This window comes from Campylobacter sp. CFSAN093229 (assembly GCF_011068225.1).
In the GTDB taxonomy this organism is placed as follows: domain Bacteria; phylum Campylobacterota; class Campylobacteria; order Campylobacterales; family Campylobacteraceae; genus Campylobacter_D; species Campylobacter_D jejuni.
Genome location: NZ_JAAMXB010000001.1, coordinates 1 through 21,925 on the forward strand (window position 1 = coordinate 1; position 21,925 = coordinate 21,925).

Below are 21,925 nucleotides of genomic sequence, written 5' to 3' on the forward strand. Positions count from 1 at the left end.
TAGGGGTTTGGAAGGTAATATTTGTATGAAAAGTAAAATAAATTAAATTTTATTCACACATTCTTTAAAGACTTTTCCACGCTCTGCGTAAGAGTTGAACTGATCTAAACTTGCACAAGCGGGACTTAAAAGAGCCACTTCATTGACTCTTAAGTGATTTGAAATTTCATTTACAGCTTTAGATAAAACTTCACATTTATAGGCTTTCAAATTCGCTTTTTTTGCATAATCAAGCATTTTTTCAGTACTAATACCTATAGCATAGAGTTCTATGTTAAAATTTTTCATAAAATCAAATAAATTACTAAGATCTACACCCTTATCATCTCCCCCTATGATAAGATGGATTTTTTTATCTTTATAGCGATTAAGTGCAGCCATTACCGCACTTTCATTTGTAGCTTTAGTGTCATTTACCCAAAGCCTATTTTGACTGTCTTTAAGCTCTTCGAGTTTATTTTTTTCCATTACAAAGCTATTTAAAAGCTCATAGCTTAAAGTATCAAGTAGAATTTTTTCTATAGCTAAAGCCATGATAGCATCGAGTAAAAAAGGACTTTTAAAGGAAATTTTTTCCGTATCAATGCCAAATTTAACAGCTAGATCTTTTTCATCTTCATAGCTTATTTTATGAGCTTTTGTTGGAGTATTCGCATAAATTTTAGGCAGTATTGCTACATCACATTCATTCATTCTTTTTAAAATGCTTAGCTTATCTTGAACATAATTATCAAAACTTCCATGCCAAGAAAGATGATCAGGACTTATAGGTAAAAGTGCATAAATTTCAGGTTTAGCTTTATGAGTGTAGTGTAGGGTGAAAGATGAAGTTTCAAGTATCCAAAGTTTTGCATAAGGATCAAGCTCTGCTAAAGGAGTTCCAACATTTCCACCCATAACAGCACCAATGTGTGATAATAAATGTGTAGCCATTTGAGTGGTAGTGGTTTTGCCATTGGTTCCGCTTATCCAAACGGATTTTGGCATGATATCATAAAAAAAGTCATATTCACTTTGTAAATTTTTTGCTTTTTGAATGAGTTTGTGCTTTGGTGGAAAACCTGGACTAGGAATTTCAATATCGCTTAAATTATCATCAAAATCATTAGGATTTAAAAGTAAATTTCCTAGTGTATCTTTTTTTGTTTCTATAAAATGATCATCATAAATATCAAAAGGTCCAAATTTATCTACCAAATTTTCAGCAATAGCACGTGTGGTTTTTCCGTATCCAAAAAGTGAAATTTTCATTATCTTAGCTTTATTGATGCAAGTGCGAGTAAATTTGAAAGTAGGGCTATCATCCAAAAACGTACTATAATTTTATTTTCTACCCAGCCAACTTTTTCAAAATGATGATGAATAGGTGCCATTTTAAAAACTCTTTTATTAAAAATTTTAAAACTTCCAACTTGTAAAATTACAGAAACAGTTTCGAGAACAAAAACAAAACCTATGAGTAAAAGTAAAATTTCATTTTTGCTAATGATAGCTAAAAATCCTATAAATCCACCTAAAGCTAAACTTCCGCTATCCCCCATAAAAACCTGTGCAGGGTAGCAGTTGTACCATAAAAATCCCATTAAAGCACCGATTGATGCAGCACAAATAATCACCACTTCACCAAGTCCTTGAATTTTTGGCAAAAGTAAATATTCACTATAATTTAAATTTCCGCTCAAATATAAGAATATCCCTAAAGTAGATAAAGAAAAAATACTTGGAACTGTAGCTAAGCCATCAAGTCCATCGGTTAAATTTACAGCATTAGAGCTAGAAATTAAAACCAAAATCCAAAAAGCAATGGCAAAAATTTCCATATCAAAAAGAGGGTGTTTGTAAAAAGGTATAAAAAGTTCCGTGCTAAGCTCTGAACTAAAATATAAAGGTAAGATGCAAATAAGTCCAGCGATGATTTGTGCTAAAAGCTTCATTCTTGGACTAAGTCCTGAATGATTATCTTTTTTTAGAACTTTGCCTAAATCATCTATGAGACCTATCAAACAAAAAAGTATCAAACAAAGTAAAGCACTTATAGCAAAAATATTATCAAATTTGATACAAAATAAACTTGCGATTACTGCAGAACTGATGAAAATAAGCCCACCCATGGTTGGAGTATGGCATTTGGTTTTATGAGTTTCTGGGGCGTATTCGTAAATAGGTTGACTAGCATTTTTAGCTTTTGCCCAAGTAATAAATTTAGGCATTAAAAATAAAGACAAACATAAAGCGATAAAAAATGCAAATCCTGCACGCACACTAATATAAGTAAAAAAAGCATAATGACTTAAATCTGAAAGATAATACAAAACCTAGCCTTCTTTTTGGTTTTTAAAAGTTTAATTTTAGTAAAATCTAACCAAAAAAATTCTTATAAAAGAGAGAAAAATGAAGCAAAAATGCGTTTTAATTATTACAGATGGAATAGGGTATAATAAGAATAGTAAGTTTAATGCTTTTGAAGCAGCTAAAAAACCAAGTTATGAAAAGCTTTTTAAGGAAGTCCCAAATTCTTTACTAAAAACGAGTGGTTTAGCTGTAGGTTTGCCAGAAGGGCAGATGGGAAATAGTGAAGTAGGGCATATGTGTATAGGCAGTGGGCGTATTATTTATCAAAATTTAGTGCGTATTAATAAAGCCATTGAAAACAAAGAACTTGAAAAAAATGAGAATTTACAAAAACTTTTAGCAAAATGTAAAAGAGTGCATATTATAGGGCTTTATAGTGATGGCGGGGTGCATTCTATGGATACACATTTTAAAGCCATGCTTGAAATTTGTGCGAAAAATGGCAATGAAGTTTTTGCTCACGCAATCACTGATGGGCGTGATGTAAATCCAAAAAGTGGCTTAAATTTCATAAAAGATTTAAAAGGATTTTGTGAAAACTTAGGCGTGCATTTTGCTACGCTTTGTGGGCGTTTTTATGCTATGGATAGAGATAAGCGTTGGGATAGGGTAAAAGAGTATTATGAGTGCTTATTAGGTAAGGCTTATAAGGTGCCAAATTTATTAGAATACCTACAAAAATCTTACGATGAAAATATTACTGATGAGTTTATCAAAGCAGCACAAAATGAGAATTACAAGGGTATGAGAGAAGAAGATGGCATTATCTTTATCAATTTTAGGAATGATAGAATGAAACAACTCGTTGAAGTGTTAAATTCTAAGGATTTTAAAGAGTTTGAACGCGAAAAAATCTTTGAAAATTTACTTACTATGAGTGTTTATGATGATAAATTTAAACTCCCTGTGCTTTTTGAAAAAGAAAAAATTGAAAATACTTTAGCGCAAGTGATTTCTAAAGCAGGGCTTAGTCAGCTTCATACCGCAGAAACCGAAAAATACGCCCATGTAACTTTCTTTTTTAATGGCGGAAAAGAAGAGCTTTTAGAAAATGAAACAAGGGTTTTAATCCCAAGCCCCAAGGTAAAAACTTATAATGAAAAACCCCAAATGAGTGCTTTTGAAGTGTGTGATGCAGTGAAAAAAGGCATAGAAAAGGGTGAGGATTTTATAGTGGTAAATTTTGCAAATGGAGATATGGTTGGACATACAGGTGATTTTAATGCTGCTATAAAGGCTGTCGAAGCGGTGGATACTTGTTTGGGCGAGATTGTAGAATGTGCAAAAAAGCATGATTATGCTTTTATCATTACAAGTGATCATGGAAATTGCGAGGCTATGCAAGATGAAAAAGGAAATTTGCTTACCAATCACACCACTTTTGATGTTTTTGTTTTTGTGCAAGCAAGGGGAGTTTCAAAGATTAAAGATAATATGGGGCTTAGCAATATCGCTGCAAGCGTGCTTAAAATTTTAGACTTAGAAATTCCAAAAGAAATGAATGAGGCTTTATTTTAGTTTGTTTGCCTTTTTTATAAGAAATTTGTTAAGATTGCAATTTTTAAAATTAAACTTATTAAGGATAGATAATGAAATTTAGTGGAAAAAATGTTTTAATTACTGGAGCAAGTAAGGGAATAGGTGCTTCTATCGCAAAAACTTTGGCGGGTTTTGGACTTAAAATTTGGATTAATTATCGTTCAAAACCTGAACTTGCAGATGCTTTAAAAGATGAAATTATTGCAAGTGGTGGCGTTGCTGCTGTGATTAAATTTGATGCAAGTAAAGAAGATGAGTTTGAAAACGGTGTAAAAACTATAGTTGAGAGTGATGGAGAATTAAGTTATCTTGTAAATAATGCAGGCGTTACAAATGATAAACTTGCTTTAAGAATGAAATTAGAGGACTTTAGTAGCGTTGTAGATACAAATTTAAGCTCAGCTTTTTTAGGTTGTAGAGAAGCTTTAAAAACCATGAGTAAAAAACGTTTTGGTGCTGTTGTAAATATCGCTTCTATTGTCGGAGAAATGGGCAATGCTGGACAAGTAAATTATTCTGCTAGTAAAGGTGGAATGATAGCTATGACTAAATCTTTTGCTAAAGAAGGAGCAAGTAGAAATTTACGCTTTAACTGTGTAACTCCAGGTTTCATAAAAAGCGATATGACTGAAGTTTTAAGTGATGAAATCAAACAAACCTATCAAGACAATATCCCTTTAAAACGCTTTGCAGAACCTGAAGAAGTAGCTAATTGTGTAGCGTTTTTACTTAGTGATTATGCCTCTTATGTGACAGGCGATGTGCTTAAGATCAATGGTGGTTTATATATGTAAGGAAAAATGATGGATTTAAAAGAAATAGCACAATTTTTAGATGATAATGCACCAGCATTTTTAGCCACTTTAGGAACTTGTGGAAATCCTAGAGTGCGTCCTATACAAAGTCCATTGCTTGTGAGAGATAAAATTTATTTTTGCACAGCAAATACAAAAGGACTTTTTAAACATATAAAAAATTATAATGGTATTGAATTTTGTTCTTGTGCAAAAGATGGGACTTTTTTAAGACTTAGAGCTAATGCGGTTTTTGAACCAAATTTAGAAGTTAAAAAAATGATGTTCGAAAAATACCCTTATCTTGTAAATCTTTATGAAACTCCACAAAATCCAAAATTTGAAGTTTTTTATCTTGATCATCTAAGCGCTAGAATGCAATTTATGAATGGAGAATTTAAGCTTTTTAAGGCTTAATGATTTGATAATTTTATTAACTATATATTAATTAAGATAAATATTATCTTAATTAATATTAACTTTTTGTTATTTTTTTAAGGTATAATCATTCCGTTTAATTTGCAAGGAATAGATTATGATATATTGCAAAAATTTTTTAATATTTATTTTATTATATTCATTTATCTTCTTTGATTACTTATCTTATGCTTTTTTATATTTACTAAATTATAAATTTGTTTTTAATCCATTTTATATTGAAAGGAGAGTTTGTTTTTGGATTTTTGGCATGCGGTTATGTAAGATTGACTTACATTAAAAATTATTATTAATTTTTTTAAATAAGGAGAATGATATGGGTGAATTTTCTAGAAGAGATTTTATAAAAACAGCCTGTATTAGTGTAGGAGCTTTAGCTGCAAGTTCAAGTGGAGTTTATGCTTTAGATGATTCATCTAAGATGGATAAAGATACAAATTTACCTTCTTGCGATGTTTTGGTAATTGGATCAGGTGGAGCAGGTTTGCGTGCTGCAGCCGCAGTGAGAAAAGAAAATCCAAAATTAAGCGTTGTAGTAGCTACAAAGATGATGCCATCGCGTAACGCAACTTGTATGGCAGAGGGTGGAATTAATGGAGTTACTGATTTTTCTAATGGAGATTCCTATAAATTACATGCTTATGATACTATTAAAGGCGGAGCTTATTTGGTAGATCAAGATGCGGCTTTAAAATTTTGCGAATTAGCTGGAAAGGCTATTTTTAATATGGATTTTATAGGAACCTTGTTTTCAAGAAATGAGCAAGGTGGAGTAGCTCAGCGTTTAATGGGAGGAGCTTCTAAGAAACGCTGTAACTATTCTGCAGATAAAACAGGTCATATTTTAATGCATTCTTGTTTAGATGATGCTATTAGTAGTGGTGTGAAATTTTTAATGGATCATGAGCTTTTGGATATAGGTGTTGTGGATGGAAAATGCGAGGGTGTCGTTTTAAGAGATATACAAAGCGGTGGAATTTATCCTGTGTTATGCAAAGCTTTGGTGATTGCTACAGGGGGATATACAAGGATATTTTATAATAGAACTTCAACTCCTTTTATTGCCACAGGAGATGGCGTGGCAGCTGCTCTTAGAGCAGGACTTGGTTTTGAAGATCCTGAGATGATACAATTTCACCCAACAGGAGTTGCAAATGGTGGAACTCTTATTACAGAAGCGGCGCGCGGTGAAGGGGGATATCTTTTAAATAATCGTGGTGAGCGTTTTATGAAAAATTACCATGAAAAAATGGAGCTTGCACCGCGAGATGTGGTTGCGCGTGCTATAGAAACAGAAATTCGTGAAGGTAGAGGTTATGGCGAGGGACTTGGAGCTTATGTTTTGTGCGATGTACGCCACTTAGGAAAAGAAAAAATTTTAAAAGATTTACCAAAAATTCGTCACACTGCAATGCTTTTTGAAAATATTGATTTAGTAGATACTCCTGTACCTATCCGTCCAACGGCGCATTATTCTATGGGTGGAATTGAAGTGGCTAAATTTGAAGATATGAGTACTAAAATTGCTGGAATTTATGTAGGTGGAGAAGCTTCTTGTATTTCTATACATGGAGCTAATAGACTAGGGGGAAATTCTTTAGCCGATGCAGTTGTAACGGGGCATTTAGCAGGCATTGGTGCGACAAATTATGCCAAAGATGCAAGTTTTGGAAAAGGGGCAAAAACTCATGAACTTGCTCAAAAATGGCAGGCTAGATTTAAAGAAATTACAAATAATGGCGGAAATGGTCAAGAAATGTATGAATTGCGAGAAGAGCTAGGAAGTCAAAATTGGGATAATATGGGGATTTTTAGAACTCAAGAAAAACTCGATCTTCTAGCAAAAAATTTAGAAGATATACAAGCAAGATATGAAAAAATTCGTATTCCAAATCCTAATGAAGTGATGAATACTGCTTTTACAGATTATGTAGAGCTTGGTAATTTGATTTTACTTTCTCGCTGTGCTTGTTTAGCAGCTAGAAATAGACTTGAAAGTCGTGGGGCTCATACTAGAGAAGATTATCCAAAGCGAGATGATAAAAATTTCTTAAAACATAGCATTGTAAATTTAGAAAATGATGAATTAAAACTTAGTTATAAAGATGTCGTGGTAACTGAGTTTTCACTTGATGGAAGGAGAGTACAATGAAAATTATCATAGATCGTTTTAATGGCAAGGAAAAATATGAACAAAGTTATGATATTGATGATAAGGATATACAAGGAAAAACTCTGCTCTCTCTTTTGCTTTTTATCAAAAAAACAAAAGATATTACTTTAAATTTTACCGCCTCTTGTCAATCTGCAATTTGTGGGGCTTGTGCAGTTCGTGTGAATGGGCATTCTTATCTTGCTTGTGATACTAAAATGCAAGATTTGTTAAAAGAATATGATAATCCTTCAAGTATACGCATTTCTCCGCTTGGAAATTTTAGAGTAATTTCTGATTTAATTGTGGATTGGGAGCCTTCTATGGAAAATTTAAGAAAAATTCGTCCTGCTATGGTGGCAAAAAATGAATTTTCAGCGGAAAAGGGCTGTAAACAAAGTCAAGAAGAATTTGATCGTATTAGCAAGCAATGGGATTGTATTTTATGTGGTAGCTGTGCTTCAGAGTGTAATAAATTAGAAGCAGATAGTAGCGATTATATGCAACCTTTTGTTTTTACTCATGCTTGGCGTGCAGCGGCGGACTCTCGAGGTAAGGATCCTATGTTGCATGTAAAACCCAGCGTAATGAATGGACTTTGGCTTTGTGTTCATTGTCAAGAGTGCGCTGATCGTTGTCCAAAGGGTATAAGTTCAGTAAGTGATATAGCAAATTTAAGAGTGATGGCGATTAAAAAAGGTTTAAATGAAGGCTTAGGGCCTGATCATGCTGAAGCTTTTTATAAAGATTTAGTTGAAGGTTCAGGACGCTTGAATGAAATTTATCTTGCTTTGCGTTCTGAGGGTGTTATAGGTTCTATGGGTAAAACAGATATAGCTTTTAAACTTATGCGTGCAGGAAAAATGAATCCTATGCATGTTTTTGGCGAGGATGAAATAGAAGGGCATAAAGATTTGGTTAAAATGATAAAGGCGGCACAAGAAGCTGCTGTTAAGGAGTAAAATATGCAAAAAGAATACGCTTTTTTTCCAGGTTGTGTTTTATCTCAAGCTGCAAAAGAATCTAAAATTTCACTTGAAGCTATTGCACCTATTTTGGGTTGGAAGTTGAATGAAATTAAGGGGTGGAGTTGTTGTGGGGCTTCTCAAGCGCAGTGTGTTGATCCTATTGCGACTTTGGTAGCTAATGCAAGAAATATTGCTTTAGCGGAAGAGATGAAAATGCCAATGCTTACAACTTGTAGTACTTGTATGCTAACTTTAACTAAAGCAAAAAATACTCTTGATAAGGGTGCAAAAGAACGCATCAATACTTTTTTAGCACAAGGTGGAATGAAATATCAAGGTTCAACGCCTATTACAAGTCTTTTGTGGGAGCTTTATGAGGATTTGGATAATTTAAAAAGCAAGGTGAAAAAGCCGCTTTCAAATTTAAAAGTAGCTTTATTTTATGGTTGCCATAGTTTAAGACCTGAAGATACTTTCGGTAAAAAAGAAAGTTCAACCAATCCAAAAAGTTTTGAAAGTGTAGTAGAAGTTTTAGGGGCTAAAATAGTTCCTTTTGAAAAACGCCTTGATTGTTGTGGTTTTCATGCTTCTTATCCTGCAGAAAAATCTGTGAAAAAAATGTCTAGTCAAATTGTCAATAATGCAAGTGAAAATCAAGCTGATTGTGTTGTAACACCTTGTCCACTTTGTCAAATGCAGCTTGATATCTATCAAGAAAGATTTCAAGATTATACTAATTCTAAAGCAAGATTGCCTATTATTCATTTATCACAATTAGTAGGACTTGCATTAGGACTTTCTAAAGAAATGGTTGGTTTGGATTATAATATTATTGATGCAAGTAAAATTGCATAAAAACATGGGCAAAAAGCCCATGTTTAAAGATTTAATTCCATTCTTAAAGAATGCTCCCAAAAAGCCACTTCTAAGCGTGTTACAGTATGAAAAATTTCGCTGAGTTTTTGGAATTTTTGTGCACTAACACTTGAAGTATAAGAATTAACAAAATCTTCAAATTCTTTAGCTTCATTTTGAAAATTTTCACTTCCATAGGTCAAAATCCATTCCTTGTAAGGATGATCTTTTAAATTTTCATTTTTTAAACGATTTATAATTTCAGCACCTATTTTTGCATAGCCTATAGCGCAAGCACTAAGAGCAACTAACATATCTAAAAAATCTCCATTTTCACCTACGCTTAACATATAACGCGAATAGGCTATATTGACTAAACTTTCATCTTTTGCATCGAGTTCATCTGCATTAATGCCAAGAGATAAAATTGCACGATGAAGCTCCATTTCTCCTTCAACTATATAATTTTGAAATTTCATAGCAAAACGAAGTTCTTTTGCGGTATTTGAGTTAAGTGCTAATCTTGCATAACATTTTGCGTAATTAAGCAAATAAATATAATCTTGCTTGAGATAAAAAAGAAAATTTTCTTGCTTTAGGCTTTTATCTTCCAATTTTTTAACAAAATCATGATGTAGATAAGCATTCCAAATTTTTTGATTTTCTTTGATTAAATTAGAGAAAAGCATCATTTTTCCTTTATGTTTTAATATTTTATTTTCAAGTATAATGAAAAACTATAAATATTTTAAGCTTTTTATAGTAAAATACGCTTTATTTTAATTTTTTGAAGGAGAACAAATGGCAACATTTGATGATGTAAAAGCAGTAGTAGTAGAGCAATTAAGTATTGATGCAGATGCAGTTAAAATGGAATCAAAAATTATTGAAGATTTAGGTGCTGATTCTTTAGATGTTGTAGAGCTTATTATGGCTTTAGAAGAAAAATTTGAAGTAGAAATTCCAGATAGTGATGCTGAAAAATTAATTAAAATTGAAGATGTTGTAAATTATATTGACAATCTAAAAAAATAATTTTTTTCTTGCAAGGAGCTTATTCTTGAAAAGAGTTGTAGTTACAGGTATTGGTATGATCAATGCCCTTGGTTTAGATAAAGAAAGTTCATTTAAAGCAATTTGCAATGGAGAAAGCGGAGTAAATAAAATTACTCTTTTTGATGCCACAGACTTTCCTGTTCAAATTGCAGCTGAAGTTAAAAATTTTGATCCATTAGAGGTTGTTGATGGCAAAGAAGTAAAAAAAATTGACCGTTTCATACAACTTGGAATTAAAGCAGCAAGAGAAGCAATGCAGGATGCTGGATTTAGTGAAGAATTAGACAAAGAAGAATTTGGCATTGTTTCGGCTGCTGGTATCGGAGGTTTGCCTAACATAGAAAAAAATTCCATTATTTGTTCCGAGCGAGGTCCGCGTAAAATTTCCCCTTTTTTTATACCTTCAGCACTTGTAAATATGTTAGGAGGTTTGATTTCTATAGAGCATGGACTTAAAGGGCCAAATATTTCTTGTGTTACAGCTTGTGCAGCAGGAACTCATGCTATAGGAGAAGCTTATAAAAGTATAGCTTTGGGAAATGCTAAAAAGATGTTAGTCATAGGTGCAGAAGCTGCGATTTGTCCTGTGGGTATAGGTGGTTTTGCTTCAATGAAAGCTTTATCAACTAGAAATGAAGATCCACAGCATGCTTCAAGACCATTTGACAAAGAAAGAGATGGTTTTGTCATGGGAGAAGGTGCTGGAGCTTTAGTTTTTGAGGAATATGAAGAGGCTAAAAAACGCGGTGCTACAATTTATGCTGAATTAATTGGATTTGGAGAAAGTGCAGATGCGCATCATATTACTTCACCAACTTTAGATGGGCCTTTAAGAGCTATGAAAAAAGCTTTAAATATGGCAGGGAATCCAAAGGTAGATTATATCAATGCACATGGAACTTCAACCCCTGTAAATGACAAAAATGAAACAGCAGCAATTAAAGAGCTTTTTGGTAATAATATCCCGCTTATAAGTTCCACCAAAGGACAAACAGGTCATTGCTTGGGTGCTGCAGGTGCAATTGAAGCAGTTGTTAGTGTTATGGCTTTAAGAGATGGGGTAGTTCCACCTACAATCAATCAGCTTGTAAAAGATGATGAATGTGATCTTGATTATGTTCCAAATATATCAAGAAAAGTAGATTTAAAAGTGGTGATGAGTAATTCTTTTGGTTTTGGTGGCACAAATGGCTGTGTTGTATTTAAAAAAGTAGATTAATATGGCTTCTTATTTAGATTTTGAAAAAAATATTCAGCAAATTGACGAGGATATTATCAATGCTCAGATTAAAGGAGATACTGAAGCTGTATCGATTTTAAAGAAAAATCTTGAAAAAGAAATTTCTAAAACTTATAAGAATTTAAGTGATTTTCAACGTTTGCAATTAGCGCGTCATCCAGATCGCCCTTATGCTCTTGACTATATTGAACTTATTTTAAATGGCACTCATGAAATACATGGTGATCGTGCCTTTAGAGATGATCCTGCTATTGTTTGTTTTATGGGTTATTTAGGAGAGAAAAAAATAATTGTAATTGGTGAGCAAAAAGGACGTGGAACAAAAGATAAAATCGCTAGAAATTTTGGAATGCCACATCCTGAAGGATATCGTAAAGCCTTAAGAGTAGCAAGACTTGCAGAGAAATTTCAAATTCCTATTTTATTTTTGATAGATACTCCAGGTGCTTATCCTGGAATAGGTGCTGAAGAAAGAGGGCAAAGTGAAGCTATCGCTAGAAATTTATATGAATTAAGCGATTTGAAAATACCAACCATTGCTATAGTTATCGGAGAAGGTGGTAGTGGCGGGGCGTTAGCTATAGGGGTTGCAGATAGACTTGCAATGATGAAAAATTCTGTTTTTTCAGTAATTTCTCCTGAAGGTTGTGCTGCAATACTTTGGAATGATCCTGCAAAAAGTGAAGCTGCAACCAAGGCTATGAAGGTAACGGCCGATGATTTAAAATCTCAAGGTTTAATTGATGATGTTATAGATGAGCCTACAAATGGTGCACATCGCAATAAAGAAGCTGCAGCAGTAGCTATTGCTGATTATGTAAAAAAATCTCTAAATGAACTTGAAAATATTGATGTACGAGAACTTTCTGCAAATCGTATGCAGAAAATTTTAAAGCTTGGAGCCTATCAAGAGGCTTAGGCTTTTACTTCGCTTTTTTAAATAATTTTATTATTTATAATTGTTATCAAAATTAAGTTAATTAAAAGTATTCTTTTTTTATACTTCAAAAATGATTTTAAATATCAAAATAATTATTTTTAAAGGAATTAATTTGACTCAAATCAAAAATATGAAATTTAAAAAAAGTTTACTGTGTTTTTTAATTTTATCTGGAGCTTTGTTAAAAGCAGAAGAAAAATATCAACTTAATGATGTTGTGGTTAGTGCTAGTGGTTTTGAACAAGATTTGGTTGATGCGCCTGCTAGTATTTCTATCATTACAAAAGAAGAGCTTGAAAAAAAGCCAATTAAGGATATAGGGGAGGCTATAGGAGATATTCCAGGTGTAGATGTGACTATGAATAAAACAGGCACTTATGATTTTAGCATACGAGGTTTTGGTAGTTCTTATACTTTAGTTTTAATTGATGGAAAACGTCAAAGTGTTGCAAATGGATTTTATGATAATGGCTTTAGCGGCAGTGAGTCAGGTTATCTTCCACCTTTATCTATGATAGAGCGTATTGAGGTTATACGTGGTCCAGCTTCTACACTTTATGGCAGTGATGCTGTAGGCGGTGTGATAAATATTATCACTAAGAAAAATCCTGATAAGACTGAGGCAAATATAGAATTTAACACTCTTTTACAACAGCACTCTAATCACTATGGTAATGCTGGGGGATTTAATGCTTATATAGCAACTCCTTTGATTGAAGATACATTATCAATTTCTGCAAGGTTGAAGTATTATGATAAGGCAGCTTCTGATTTAAAATGGCCTACACCGGTTTGGAATAATAGTCAACAAAGACCTGATAATTACCAAATTGCTAGTCATAGTCCAGGTGCTTTTACTAGCTTAGGTTTTGGTTCTAGGTTTAATTGGACAGTAGATGATAAAAATAATATATATTTTGATATAGAGCGATATATTAATGAAATTTCAGTGAATTCTACAAGTAGTAGGGCTATTAAAAGTGAAAGACAACTTTTTAAGGATAATATTGTTTTAAATCATGATGGTAACTATGATTTTGGTTCAACTAACTCATATTTACAATATGGTAGTACTAAGGATAAGGAGCTGCATAGCCAAATTTGGGTAGGAGAAGGTAAGGTTGTTTTACCTTGGAATTTAGGTCAATACGGTAATTTAGTAAATACCTTTGGTGCAAGGATTGATTATGAGATGTTAAAAAATGATCAAGCAAGCGCAGGTAGTCAAATAAGAGGTAAAAATCTTGATCAAACCACGGTTGCGTTTTATGGGGAAAATGAGTATTTTATAACAGATGATTTGATTTTTACTACAGGTTTACGTTATATTTATAGCGATTTGTTTGATTCTGAATTTACGCCTAGGGTTTATTTGGTTTATCACTTAAATGATAATATAGCCTTTAAAGGAGGTGTTTCAAAAGGCTATAAAACTCCTGCTGCTAAGGAGTTGACAAATGGATATTATAATTATGCCAATGGTAATGCTTATTTTGGAAACCCTGACTTAAAACCAGAAGAAAGTATAAATTATGAATTGGGCGTTGATTTTAGGGTATTTGATTTTGCACATTATTCTATTACAGGATTTATTACTGATTTTACAAATCAAATCAGTAGTGAAGATTTAACAGGCTCATTAAATGGTATTAATTGCGATAATAATACTGTTTGTACTCGTCCTATTAATCTTGGAAAAACACAGACTAAAGGTATAGAATTTGCATTTAATACTAAAACTTACAATGGTTTTAGTCTAAATTCAAGTTATACTTTTATGGATAATCGCTACAAAGATGGTCAAAAAAATTGGTTTGGCGGTGATAGAATAGAAAATTTACCAAGACATATAGCAATGTTAAAATTAAACTATGAGCGAGGTAAATTTAGTTCCTATATAAAAACACGAGCAAGACTTGATACTATAGCTAAAGCAAAAGGTGGCGGTAATGGTAGTTTGCCATGGCAAAAATATAAGCCTTTTTATATAGTGGATTTAGGGATAAATTATAAAATCAATAAGCAATCTAGCTTAAGTTTTGCAGTGCAAAATCTTTTTGATAAAAATTTCTTCGATCCGCAAGTTACTAAATGGGATGGGGTTAATCCTGCTGGATATGCAAATCGTTATCAAGACTATACAGAAGGAAGGAGTTTTTGGTTGAGTTATAAATATGATTTTTAATTTTTTAAGGCTTTAATTACCTTTATATTTTCAAAAAAGCAAAAATAAAGTACAATGTGAAAAATAAATAAAAGGTTTTATTATGGCGTTTAAAAATTTAAAAGAACTTTCTTTTGAAAAATCAAATTATATTAAGCCTAAGAGATTTGCTTATGAAAGTAATGGTAAATTTTGTACTTGGGATTTTATAGAATCTAAAGATAGTGTTTCAGTGCTTTTGTATCATAAAGAATTAGAAAGTTTTATTTTTGTACGCCAATTTCGTATACCACTTTGGTATCATCAAATGCATGATAAAGATTATGTAAAAGATGATAATATGGGCTATACTATAGAGCTTTGTTCTGGGCTTGTAGATAAAAAATTATCTTTAGAGGAAATAGCAAAAGAAGAATGTATAGAAGAACTAGGATATGCTCCTAAAAATTTAGAAAAAATAGGAGATTTTTATACAGGGTTTGGTTCAGGTGTAAGCAAGCAAAGCTTTTATTTCGCAGAAGTTGATGAAAAAGATAAAATTTCTTCTGGAGGTGGAGTTGATGATGAAGAGATTGAAGCTGTTTATGTTAAGGTGCAGGATTTTGAAAAAAAATGTAAAAATATGATAAGAACGCCTTTGCTTGATTTTGCTTATATGTGGTTTTTAAAGGAGAAGTGGGGAAAATATTAAAGATTATTTAGGTTAAACCTTAAAAAGGTTCAACCTAGGATTTTAATGATCTGACTCATCAAGCATTTCTTTAAATACATTGAAAAGATCAAGCGATGCATTTTCAGCAACTTCGCATTTATTAATTATACTGTGTTGAGTAATATCTTTGCTAATATCTTCTGTATTTGCTATTGTTATAGCATTATTCATATTTTCATGAACTTTTTCATGTGGCTCGTTAATTTTTAAGAAGCTTTTATTTTGCCCAAATCTTTCTTTTCCTGTGCTAGCAAGCCATTTTCCTAAGCGACAAGATGTATGATCGGCTAATTGCTTTCCTGATTTGGAAAAAATTTCTTTATAACCATTTAATTTAAAAGCTATATGATCTAGTTTTGCTAAAGATACGAAAGCTTCTGAAGCGATACCAACTGCATTTGAATTAGTAGAATGCGCTTCATTTACTAAGTGAGTAAATTTTTCGGAAAAACTCATAATATGAGCATTAGAATCTATAGAAATTTTTTCAACTTGCTCACTTTGAGTATACATTTCATTTGCATTTTGCTTTAGAAGGTTGATATTCATTTCAACTTCTGTGGTTGCTTTTTGTGTTTTTTCAGCTAGTTTTCTTACTTCATCGGCAACAACAGCAAAACCACGCCCATGTTCACCTGCGCGTGCAGCTTCTATAGCAGCGTTAAGAGCTAAAAGATTGGTTTGATCGGAAACATCTTTAATTAGATTAATTACATTAGTAATTTCATCTACACTTCTATGCAATGTTCCTGCAACATCTCTTGTTTTATTGGCTGATTTTGTAATATCCCCTAAGGAAGCATTGATAGAATTAGCAATATGGTTAAGTTTATCCATTTCAGCAAGAGAAGTTTTAGAATAGCTAGAGATAACTTCTGCCTTATTTACATTTTCTAACATATCGCCTTGAACAATAGTAATATTTTTTAAAACCCCAGTTAATAAAACATTTAAAAGATCTGTTTTAAGTTTAGACTCTAAAGCCGCTTGTTCTAATGATGTAATTTTATTTTTTAATTCTAAATTTTCCGATTGAAATTTTTCAATTTTATGTGCAAGATTTTTATTTTCTTCTTCAAGTTTTTGAAGATCAGAATGGTTTATTTTACTTCCAAACATTGTTTTGCCTTATTTTTTATAATTTGCTAGATATTGGCTAAGTTCATCTTTTACATGAAGCTTTTCTTTTTTTAAGGTTGAAATTTCCATGCTGCTAAGAGAAGTTCTACCTTCTTCTGCATCTTTAATCATGTCATCAAGTTCATTATGACGATCAAATAGTTTATCAAAATGAGCATCTTTACCTTTTAGCTCTGACATTAATTCTCTATATTCATGTAGCATAAACTCTCCTTGTATTAGTGAAATTTAAAATTCATTTAACAAGGTATTTTACACTATTAAAAGATATTTTTGGCTTAAAAAATAATAAAATCAATAATAATTTTTAAATGTGTGTTATATAAGTGATTTATTAAAGTTTATTTTTAAATTGGAAATTTTAAAATTGAGGAATAAATCCTCAAAATTATTTAGAATTTTGTTTTTTTAGAGTTCTTAGAGTAGAAGCTGCAATTCTCATTTTTCTCGTGGTGCCATCTTCTAAAGTTACACGAACTGTTCTGAGATTAGGTAAAAAGCGTCTTTTTGTTTTATTGTTAGCATGGCTGACATTATTACCCACCATTGGACCCTTGCCTGTGATTTGACATACTCTTGCCATTTTCTTGTCCTTATGAAAATTTTTAAATGGAGATTTTATCAAAATTAAGCTTAAAATATTCCATAATTTATAGTTTTTTTAATATATAAGTCGATAAAATATTATTTATCACATTTATATATACTTTAAGGTTTTGATCATGTATGTAGCTCCAAGTTTATTGTCTGCAAATTTTTTGAAATTAGAAGAAGAAGTTAAAGCTATTGAAGCTGCAGGTGCAGATCTTTTACATATTGATGTAATGGATGGACACTTTGTTCCAAATTTGACTTTTGGACCTTGCGTGATCGAAAAAATTTCAACTATTAGTAAGTTGCCATTAGATGTGCATTTGATGGTTAAAGATGTAAGTAAATTTATAGATCTTTTTATCCCTTTGAAACCAAAATTCATTTCTTTTCATATGGAAAGCGAAGTTCATCCTATAAGACTTTGTGAATATATAAGAAGTCAAGGAATCCATCCTGCTATTGTTTTAAATCCGCACACTCCTATTGATTCTATTAAACACATGCTAGAATTTGTAGATATGGTACTTTTAATGAGTGTTAATCCTGGATTTGGTGGACAAAAATTTTTACCTTTGGTACATGAAAAAATCAAAGAATTGCGCCAAATGATTGATAAAAAAAATGCTAAAGTTTTTATAGAGGTTGATGGTGGTGTTAATGGTTTAAATGCTAGCGATTTAGAAGAATCCGGAGCTGATATTTTGGTGGCTGGAAGTTATATTTTTTCTTCTAATGATTATAAAACTGCAATTTCATCTTTAAAGCTTGAATTTTGAGTTTACAGCAAATTGATCAGATTATTTCTATATTAAATAAGCAAAGCAAGCCTTATGATTGGGTGATGCAAGAGTTTGCCAAAGTTGAAGAATTAAAAAATTTTGATTTAGATTTGGAAACTTTTGAGCTTTTGGGTTTGGGTTTAACTTTGAATAAAGATAATATTTTTACCCTTAAAACACGCACAACAAAAATTAAAGATGAAATTTTTTGCATAGTAGATATAGAAAGTACTGGCGGCGTAAGTAAGGGGGAAATTTTAGAAATTGGAGCAGTAAAAATTCAAAATTCTAAAGAAATTGGACGCTTTCAAAGTTTTGTTAAAGTAAAAGAAATTCCAGAAAATATAACTGAACTTACGGGTATTACTTATGAGATGGTGGAAAATGCTCCAAGTTTAGCAAAGGTTTTAAGTGATTTTAGACTTTTTTTAAAAGACAGTATTTTTGTAGCGCATAATGTGCGTTTTGATTATAGTTTTATTTCTAAGGCTTTAAATGAGTGTGGTTTTGGCATTTTGCTTAATCGTCGTATTTGCACTATAGAATTTGCACAATGTTGTATAGAAAGTCCAAAATATAAACTAGAGGTTTTGAAAGAATTTCTGGGCGTGGAAAATACGCATCATAGGGCCTTAGATGATGCTTTAGCAGCTGCTGAAATTTTTAAATATTGCCTTGGAAAACTTCCTTATCATATAAAAACTACAGAAGAACTTATAAATTTTACAAAGACTGCACGCATAAAGCAAAAATAAATATTTAAAGTGTATAATTAAAACATAAATGACGGGAGCTTGTGTAACAGGCTGAGAGTAAGCTAAAAGCTTAGACCGAACCGGATCTGGATAATGCCAGCGTCGGGAAGATTTATAAATTTCAATACTTTAAAAATTTATACTCACCCTTCATTTATCCAAATTTTTTAAAGGATAAATTTATGAAAACTCAAATGAATTATGCCAAACAAGGTGTTTTTACTAAAGAAATGCAGATTGTTGCACAAAAAGAAAATTTAAGTAAAGATTTTTTGCTTGAAAATATTGCTTGCGGTAAAATTATTATCCCTGCAAATATTAATCATAAAAGTCTTGATCCAAATGGTATAGGTTTTGGACTGCGTACTAAGGTTAATGTAAATTTAGGAGTTTCAAATGATTGCGTTGATTATAGCGAGGAAATGAAAAAAGTAGAGCTCGCTCATAAATTTGATATAGAAGCGATTATGGACTTAAGCAATTATGGCAAAACAAGTCGTTTTAGAGACGAGCTTGTTAATGTTTCAAAAGCTATGATAGGAACAGTTCCTGTATATGATGCAGTAGGATTTTTAGAAAAAGATTTAAAACAAATTGGCGCTAAAGACTTTTTAGATGTTGTATATCATCATGCTAAAAGTGGGGTTGATTTTATGACAATTCATGCAGGTATTAATTCTCGCGCAGCGCATATTTTTAAACAAAGTAAAAGACTTACAAATATAGTTTCAAGAGGAGGCTCTGTGCTTTATGCTTGGATGATGATGAAAGATGCCGAAAATCCTTTTTTTGAGTATTATGATGATTTGCTTGACATTTGTTTAAAATACGATGTAACTTTATCTTTGGGCGATGCTTTGCGTCCTGGCTCTACTCACGATGCAAGTGATGGGGCGCAAATTTCAGAGCTTATAGAATTATCGCTTCTTACCCAAAGGGCTTGGGATGTCGGGGTTCAAGTAATGATAGAAGGTCCAGGGCATATGGCTATTAATGAAATAGAGGCAAATATGCAATTAGAAAAGCGTTTATGCAAAGGAGCGCCTTTTTATGTCTTAGGACCTTTGGTAACAGATATTGGCGCAGGGTATGATCATATTAGTGGTGCTATTGGAGGAGCTGTGGCTGCAGCTAGCGGTGCTGATATGCTGTGCTATGTAACACCTGCTGAACACTTAAGACTTCCAAATTTAGAAGATGTTAGAGAGGGTATAGTTGCGACTAAAATTGCAGCTCATGCAGGAGATATAGCTAAACTTCCAAAAGAAAGATCAAGAGATGATGAGATGAGTAAGGCTAGACAAGAGATAGATTGGGAGAAAATGTTTAAACTTGCTATTGATGGAGAAAAGGCTAAAAAAATGTTTAATGAGCGTCGCCCTGATGATTTAAACTCATGTTCCATGTGTGGAAAAATGTGTGCAATGAATACTATGAATCAAATTTTAAAAGGCGAAGATGTGAGTTTAGCTTGAATAAACTTTGAGAGTAAGATCTATAGAGATACCTTGCTCTCCTGCTTTAAGATTAAGTGGATAATCAAGCTTGATTAAGTTGTTATAGTTTTTTAGAGCATCAATAAAATCATAAAGTCTTCTAGGATTGTTCATTGTCGCTTTAATGGCTAAGCGGTTTTTTAGATATTTTTCTTGTTTTTCGGGCTTAGTTTCTTGAATTTTTACGTTTTGAAAATATTTTTGTAAAAAAATATCAAAATTTCCTATATTAAAATTTTGCTCAAATTGCTCTAAACTTTTGTTGTTTTCGCTTCTTAGAGTTGATATTTTATCTTCACTAAAGTCAAATTTTGATTTAGCGGCTTTTAAGATAGCAAGTTGTGAGTTTTCTCTAAGATTTGCTTGTTTGTAATTTTTTAATGTCGGTAAAAGTAAAAATAAGATCAAGGCTGTGCAAACGCTTATAAAACTTAACGCGCAAATGATAAGCTTTAATAAATCAATTTCTTCTAGACTTTTATCTTTCATCTACAACTCCTGGAATTTGTTTACTAATACTAACAAAACGATACCACCCATTATCTAAGCGATAATAGGTTGTATAGCTTTGATCAAAGATGCTTTTTAAAGGGGTTTCTAAAAGTAGAGTAAACATTTCTCTTGTAGGAGTGACTCCGATAAGTTTTAAGGAATATTCGTCTTGTTCAACACTTTCAAGAGTAATATTATCAGTTTTTACAATAATATCAAATAGATTTCTTAAGCTTTCTTTAACAATTTGATTTTGAGTGTTAAAATTTTTCGCTATTTGGCTTTGATCAAATAAAATTTCATAAAGCATTTCATTTTGCTTAGTTTGATTTTGAAGTACTATAACTTGTTGTTTTTCATCATCGATAGAGCTATTGATTAATGCAATTTTTATTGTATATGTAAAATATACTAGCAAGATAAATAATATACTAAAACCAAAAAGTCCTAGCCAAATTTTATCAAAGAGTGTGAAAATAGGTTTTTTTCTTGGTTGTATGAAGCTATAAGTCATTTAAGCTCCTTTCGCATCAACTCTATCATAAGATCTAAGGTGTTGATTTGTTTCGTTTTTATCTCTAAAAAAGTTTCACTTTCTAAAAAATCAATAGCACTTATGTTAATATCTGATTCGCTATATAATAAAATACCATTGATAAATACCCCAGCATATTTATCATCATTGTAAAATTTTTCAATGCTCGTAATAATATAACGGCAAAGTTCCATATCATTGCTAAATTGATTTAATTCATCAAGATTAAAATTATCATTATTATCCAAAGTTTCAAGATTATTTTCTTGATCAAGTAGATCAAATTTATTATTTAAGGCTTCATTGAAGTTATCTAAGGTATCGTTGTTGTTTTCAATTTCTTGATTATCTTCTGATGGAAGTTCAAGCTCTAAACCTAATTCTTGCTCAAATATTTTAAAATCACCGTATAAAATAGTATTGCCTTTAGCAACAATAATTGCCAAAAGATGTCCTTGTTTAAATCCATAAAGTAAAATTTGATCATCAGGCTGTTTTTCTTTTTGTATATTGTAGTAAAGAAGGGCAAAAGGGGAATATAAAAAATCTAAACCTCTATATTCTTCAAAAAGCTCGCTATAATATTCCACATGTTCGGTAGCCGTATAAACAAGGGCATTATTAAATAAAATATGCTGTAAGCTGATTTTTCCTATATTAAAGTGCTCACAATCTTGAATATTTGTACTAGGTATTAATCCTTGTTCTTTGGCGTCTAAAAATAAAGCAGTGTGGTAAAATAAGAAATGCTTGCTTAAATTTTTTATGTATTCTAATAAATTTTCACTTTTATCAAAAGTTTTTTCATTGCTACTGATTAGTTTATTTCCTCTGTAAATAGAAGCTTTTACAATATTTTTTTTATCTTCTAAAATAATACTAATAAAAAGTTGTGGAAATATTTTTTTAAGTAAAAATAACATT

Annotated in this window: 24 protein-coding genes and 1 riboswitch; of the genes, 15 read left to right on the forward strand and 9 right to left on the reverse strand. The window is 31.7% G+C overall.

The window, feature by feature from the left end; translation table 11 throughout:
- Positions 1-42: 42 nt before the first annotated feature.
- Complete coding sequence (gene murD / locus FBE93_RS00005; protein WP_165434062.1) at positions 43-1,251, reverse strand: UDP-N-acetylmuramoyl-L-alanine--D-glutamate ligase; 1,209 nt, start codon at positions 1,249-1,251, stop codon at positions 43-45.
- Entirely contained in the window at positions 1,251-2,312 is a 1,062-nt protein-coding gene (mraY, locus tag FBE93_RS00010; RefSeq protein ID WP_165434063.1) for a phospho-N-acetylmuramoyl-pentapeptide-transferase, read from the reverse strand. The genes murD and mraY overlap by 1 nt, the downstream gene beginning before the upstream one ends.
- A gap of 79 nt (positions 2,313-2,391) precedes the next feature.
- Here mraY and gpmI point away from each other — a divergent pair, with 79 nt between their 5' ends.
- The 7 genes from gpmI to sdhE all read left to right on the forward strand — a co-directional run bounded on the left by gpmI (position 2,392) and on the right by sdhE (position 9,098).
- Positions 2,392-3,870, forward strand: coding sequence for a 2,3-bisphosphoglycerate-independent phosphoglycerate mutase (gene gpmI, locus FBE93_RS00015; RefSeq protein WP_002933090.1), 1,479 nt, complete (start codon positions 2,392-2,394; stop codon positions 3,868-3,870).
- Positions 3,854-3,952 carry a hypothetical protein gene (locus FBE93_RS08565; RefSeq protein ID WP_002869268.1) on the forward strand — a complete coding sequence of 33 codons (99 nt, stop codon included), beginning with the start codon at positions 3,854-3,856 and terminating at the stop codon, positions 3,950-3,952. The genes gpmI and FBE93_RS08565 overlap by 17 nt, the downstream gene beginning before the upstream one ends.
- Positions 3,942-4,685: a 3-oxoacyl-ACP reductase FabG gene (fabG, locus tag FBE93_RS00020; RefSeq protein ID WP_002933087.1), complete on the forward strand. Its 744-nt coding sequence runs from the start codon at positions 3,942-3,944 to the stop codon at positions 4,683-4,685. Before FBE93_RS08565 ends, fabG begins: the two co-directional genes overlap by 11 nt.
- A 6-nt stretch (positions 4,686-4,691) precedes the next feature.
- Complete coding sequence (locus FBE93_RS00025; protein WP_010790856.1) at positions 4,692-5,102, forward strand: pyridoxamine 5'-phosphate oxidase family protein; 411 nt, start codon at positions 4,692-4,694, stop codon at positions 5,100-5,102.
- A gap of 337 nt (positions 5,103-5,439) precedes the next feature.
- Complete coding sequence (gene sdhA / locus FBE93_RS00030; RefSeq protein ID WP_002857383.1) at positions 5,440-7,275, forward strand: 8-methylmenaquinol:fumarate reductase flavoprotein subunit; 1,836 nt, start codon at positions 5,440-5,442, stop codon at positions 7,273-7,275.
- Positions 7,272-8,237 (forward strand): 8-methylmenaquinol:fumarate reductase iron-sulfur subunit, encoded by a 966-nt coding sequence (gene sdhB, locus FBE93_RS00035; RefSeq protein ID WP_165434064.1) that lies wholly within the window; start codon positions 7,272-7,274, stop codon positions 8,235-8,237. Before sdhA ends, sdhB begins: the two co-directional genes overlap by 4 nt.
- 3 nt (positions 8,238-8,240) lie before the next feature.
- A complete protein-coding gene (gene sdhE, locus FBE93_RS00040; protein WP_002933084.1) occupies positions 8,241-9,098 on the forward strand; it encodes an 8-methylmenaquinol:fumarate reductase membrane anchor subunit in 858 nt (285 codons plus the stop codon).
- 23 nt (positions 9,099-9,121) lie between these two features.
- On the opposite strand, the gene tenA is transcribed toward sdhE, so the two are convergent.
- Positions 9,122-9,790 (reverse strand): thiaminase II, encoded by a 669-nt coding sequence (gene tenA / locus FBE93_RS00045; protein ID WP_072225850.1) that lies wholly within the window; start codon positions 9,788-9,790, stop codon positions 9,122-9,124.
- Between the two features lie 109 nt (positions 9,791-9,899).
- On the opposite strand from tenA, the gene acpP reads away from it, so the two are divergent.
- From acpP to FBE93_RS00070, 5 genes are all read left to right on the forward strand, one after another.
- Complete coding sequence (gene acpP / locus FBE93_RS00050; protein WP_002854831.1) at positions 9,900-10,133, forward strand: acyl carrier protein; 234 nt, start codon at positions 9,900-9,902, stop codon at positions 10,131-10,133.
- A 25-nt stretch (positions 10,134-10,158) separates the two neighbouring features.
- On the forward strand, positions 10,159-11,373 hold the full coding sequence (locus tag FBE93_RS00055) for a beta-ketoacyl-ACP synthase II (RefSeq protein WP_002882383.1): 1,215 nt from the start codon (positions 10,159-10,161) through the stop codon (positions 11,371-11,373).
- 1 nt (position 11,374) lies between these two features.
- On the forward strand, positions 11,375-12,313 hold the full coding sequence (locus FBE93_RS00060) for an acetyl-CoA carboxylase carboxyltransferase subunit alpha (RefSeq protein WP_165434065.1): 939 nt from the start codon (positions 11,375-11,377) through the stop codon (positions 12,311-12,313).
- A gap of 151 nt (positions 12,314-12,464) precedes the next feature.
- A complete protein-coding gene (locus FBE93_RS00065; protein WP_165434068.1) occupies positions 12,465-14,519 on the forward strand; it encodes a TonB-dependent receptor in 2,055 nt (684 codons plus the stop codon).
- Positions 14,520-14,601: 82 nt separating this feature from the next.
- Positions 14,602-15,189, forward strand: coding sequence for an NUDIX domain-containing protein (locus FBE93_RS00070; RefSeq protein ID WP_002933077.1), 588 nt, complete (start codon positions 14,602-14,604; stop codon positions 15,187-15,189).
- A 42-nt stretch (positions 15,190-15,231) separates the two neighbouring features.
- Here FBE93_RS00070 and FBE93_RS00075 read toward each other — a convergent pair whose 3' ends face one another.
- The 3 genes from FBE93_RS00075 to rpmB all read right to left on the reverse strand — a co-directional run bounded on the left by FBE93_RS00075 (position 15,232) and on the right by rpmB (position 16,933).
- The gene (locus FBE93_RS00075; protein WP_165434066.1) at positions 15,232-16,329 is read right to left on the reverse strand and encodes a methyl-accepting chemotaxis protein; all 1,098 of its coding nucleotides are present in this window, start codon (positions 16,327-16,329) and stop codon (positions 15,232-15,234) included.
- A 9-nt stretch (positions 16,330-16,338) separates the two neighbouring features.
- On the reverse strand, positions 16,339-16,554 hold the full coding sequence (locus FBE93_RS00080; protein WP_002855201.1) for a YdcH family protein: 216 nt from the start codon (positions 16,552-16,554) through the stop codon (positions 16,339-16,341).
- Between the two features lie 184 nt (positions 16,555-16,738).
- Complete coding sequence (gene rpmB / locus FBE93_RS00085; RefSeq protein WP_002854974.1) at positions 16,739-16,933, reverse strand: 50S ribosomal protein L28; 195 nt, start codon at positions 16,931-16,933, stop codon at positions 16,739-16,741.
- Positions 16,934-17,072: 139 nt separating this feature from the next.
- Here rpmB and rpe point away from each other — a divergent pair, with 139 nt between their 5' ends.
- The 3 genes from rpe to thiC all read left to right on the forward strand — a co-directional run bounded on the left by rpe (position 17,073) and on the right by thiC (position 19,953).
- On the forward strand, positions 17,073-17,720 hold the full coding sequence (gene rpe, locus FBE93_RS00090) for a ribulose-phosphate 3-epimerase (RefSeq protein ID WP_002859889.1): 648 nt from the start codon (positions 17,073-17,075) through the stop codon (positions 17,718-17,720).
- The gene (locus tag FBE93_RS00095; RefSeq protein WP_002933070.1) at positions 17,717-18,478 is read left to right on the forward strand and encodes a 3'-5' exonuclease; all 762 of its coding nucleotides are present in this window, start codon (positions 17,717-17,719) and stop codon (positions 18,476-18,478) included. The genes rpe and FBE93_RS00095 overlap by 4 nt, the downstream gene beginning before the upstream one ends.
- A 21-nt stretch (positions 18,479-18,499) precedes the next feature.
- A riboswitch (TPP riboswitch) is annotated at positions 18,500-18,604 on the forward strand.
- Positions 18,605-18,660: 56 nt separating this feature from the next.
- Positions 18,661-19,953, forward strand: a complete 1,293-nt coding sequence (gene thiC / locus FBE93_RS00100; RefSeq protein WP_002933069.1) for a phosphomethylpyrimidine synthase ThiC — start codon at positions 18,661-18,663, stop codon at positions 19,951-19,953.
- On the opposite strand, the gene FBE93_RS00105 is transcribed toward thiC, so the two are convergent.
- Genes FBE93_RS00105 through FBE93_RS00115 form a run of 3 tightly spaced genes read right to left on the reverse strand, consistent with a single transcriptional unit; the run spans position 19,945 to position 21,924 of the window.
- Positions 19,945-20,463, reverse strand: coding sequence for a hypothetical protein (locus tag FBE93_RS00105; RefSeq protein WP_002868197.1), 519 nt, complete (start codon positions 20,461-20,463; stop codon positions 19,945-19,947). The two genes, thiC and FBE93_RS00105, sit on opposite strands and share 9 nt — an antisense overlap.
- Positions 20,453-20,980 carry a hypothetical protein gene (locus tag FBE93_RS00110; RefSeq protein WP_002933063.1) on the reverse strand — a complete coding sequence of 176 codons (528 nt, stop codon included), beginning with the start codon at positions 20,978-20,980 and terminating at the stop codon, positions 20,453-20,455. Before FBE93_RS00110 ends, FBE93_RS00105 begins: the two co-directional genes overlap by 11 nt.
- Positions 20,977-21,924 carry a hypothetical protein gene (locus tag FBE93_RS00115; protein WP_002933061.1) on the reverse strand — a complete coding sequence of 316 codons (948 nt, stop codon included), beginning with the start codon at positions 21,922-21,924 and terminating at the stop codon, positions 20,977-20,979. The genes FBE93_RS00110 and FBE93_RS00115 overlap by 4 nt, the downstream gene beginning before the upstream one ends.
- Position 21,925 lies beyond the last annotated feature (1 nt).

Excerpts from the sequence above, each read along its gene's own strand:
- murD (WP_165434062.1), bottom strand. The coding sequence starts at position 1,251 with ATGAAAATTTCACTTTTTGGATACGGAAAAACCACACGTGCTATTGCT.
- gpmI (WP_002933090.1), top strand. The coding sequence starts at position 2,392 with ATGAAGCAAAAATGCGTTTTAATTATTACAGATGGAATAGGGTATAAT.
- FBE93_RS08565 (WP_002869268.1), top strand. The coding sequence starts at position 3,854 with ATGAGGCTTTATTTTAGTTTGTTTGCCTTTTTTATAAGAAATTTGTTA.
- fabG (WP_002933087.1), top strand. The coding sequence starts at position 3,942 with ATGAAATTTAGTGGAAAAAATGTTTTAATTACTGGAGCAAGTAAGGGA.
- FBE93_RS00025 (WP_010790856.1), top strand. The coding sequence starts at position 4,692 with ATGATGGATTTAAAAGAAATAGCACAATTTTTAGATGATAATGCACCA.
- sdhA (WP_002857383.1), top strand. The coding sequence starts at position 5,440 with ATGGGTGAATTTTCTAGAAGAGATTTTATAAAAACAGCCTGTATTAGT.
- sdhB (WP_165434064.1), top strand. The coding sequence starts at position 7,272 with ATGAAAATTATCATAGATCGTTTTAATGGCAAGGAAAAATATGAACAA.
- sdhE (WP_002933084.1), top strand. The coding sequence starts at position 8,241 with ATGCAAAAAGAATACGCTTTTTTTCCAGGTTGTGTTTTATCTCAAGCT.
- tenA (WP_072225850.1), bottom strand. The coding sequence starts at position 9,790 with ATGATGCTTTTCTCTAATTTAATCAAAGAAAATCAAAAAATTTGGAAT.
- acpP (WP_002854831.1), top strand. The coding sequence starts at position 9,900 with ATGGCAACATTTGATGATGTAAAAGCAGTAGTAGTAGAGCAATTAAGT.
- FBE93_RS00060 (WP_165434065.1), top strand. The coding sequence starts at position 11,375 with ATGGCTTCTTATTTAGATTTTGAAAAAAATATTCAGCAAATTGACGAG.
- FBE93_RS00065 (WP_165434068.1), top strand. The coding sequence starts at position 12,465 with ATGAAATTTAAAAAAAGTTTACTGTGTTTTTTAATTTTATCTGGAGCT.
- FBE93_RS00070 (WP_002933077.1), top strand. The coding sequence starts at position 14,602 with ATGGCGTTTAAAAATTTAAAAGAACTTTCTTTTGAAAAATCAAATTAT.
- FBE93_RS00075 (WP_165434066.1), bottom strand. The coding sequence starts at position 16,329 with ATGTTTGGAAGTAAAATAAACCATTCTGATCTTCAAAAACTTGAAGAA.
- FBE93_RS00080 (WP_002855201.1), bottom strand. The coding sequence starts at position 16,554 with ATGCTACATGAATATAGAGAATTAATGTCAGAGCTAAAAGGTAAAGAT.
- rpmB (WP_002854974.1), bottom strand. The coding sequence starts at position 16,933 with ATGGCAAGAGTATGTCAAATCACAGGCAAGGGTCCAATGGTGGGTAAT.
- rpe (WP_002859889.1), top strand. The coding sequence starts at position 17,073 with ATGTATGTAGCTCCAAGTTTATTGTCTGCAAATTTTTTGAAATTAGAA.
- thiC (WP_002933069.1), top strand. The coding sequence starts at position 18,661 with ATGAAAACTCAAATGAATTATGCCAAACAAGGTGTTTTTACTAAAGAA.
- FBE93_RS00105 (WP_002868197.1), bottom strand. The coding sequence starts at position 20,463 with ATGAAAGATAAAAGTCTAGAAGAAATTGATTTATTAAAGCTTATCATT.
- FBE93_RS00110 (WP_002933063.1), bottom strand. The coding sequence starts at position 20,980 with ATGACTTATAGCTTCATACAACCAAGAAAAAAACCTATTTTCACACTC.
- FBE93_RS00115 (WP_002933061.1), bottom strand. The coding sequence starts at position 21,924 with ATGTTATTTTTACTTAAAAAAATATTTCCACAACTTTTTATTAGTATT.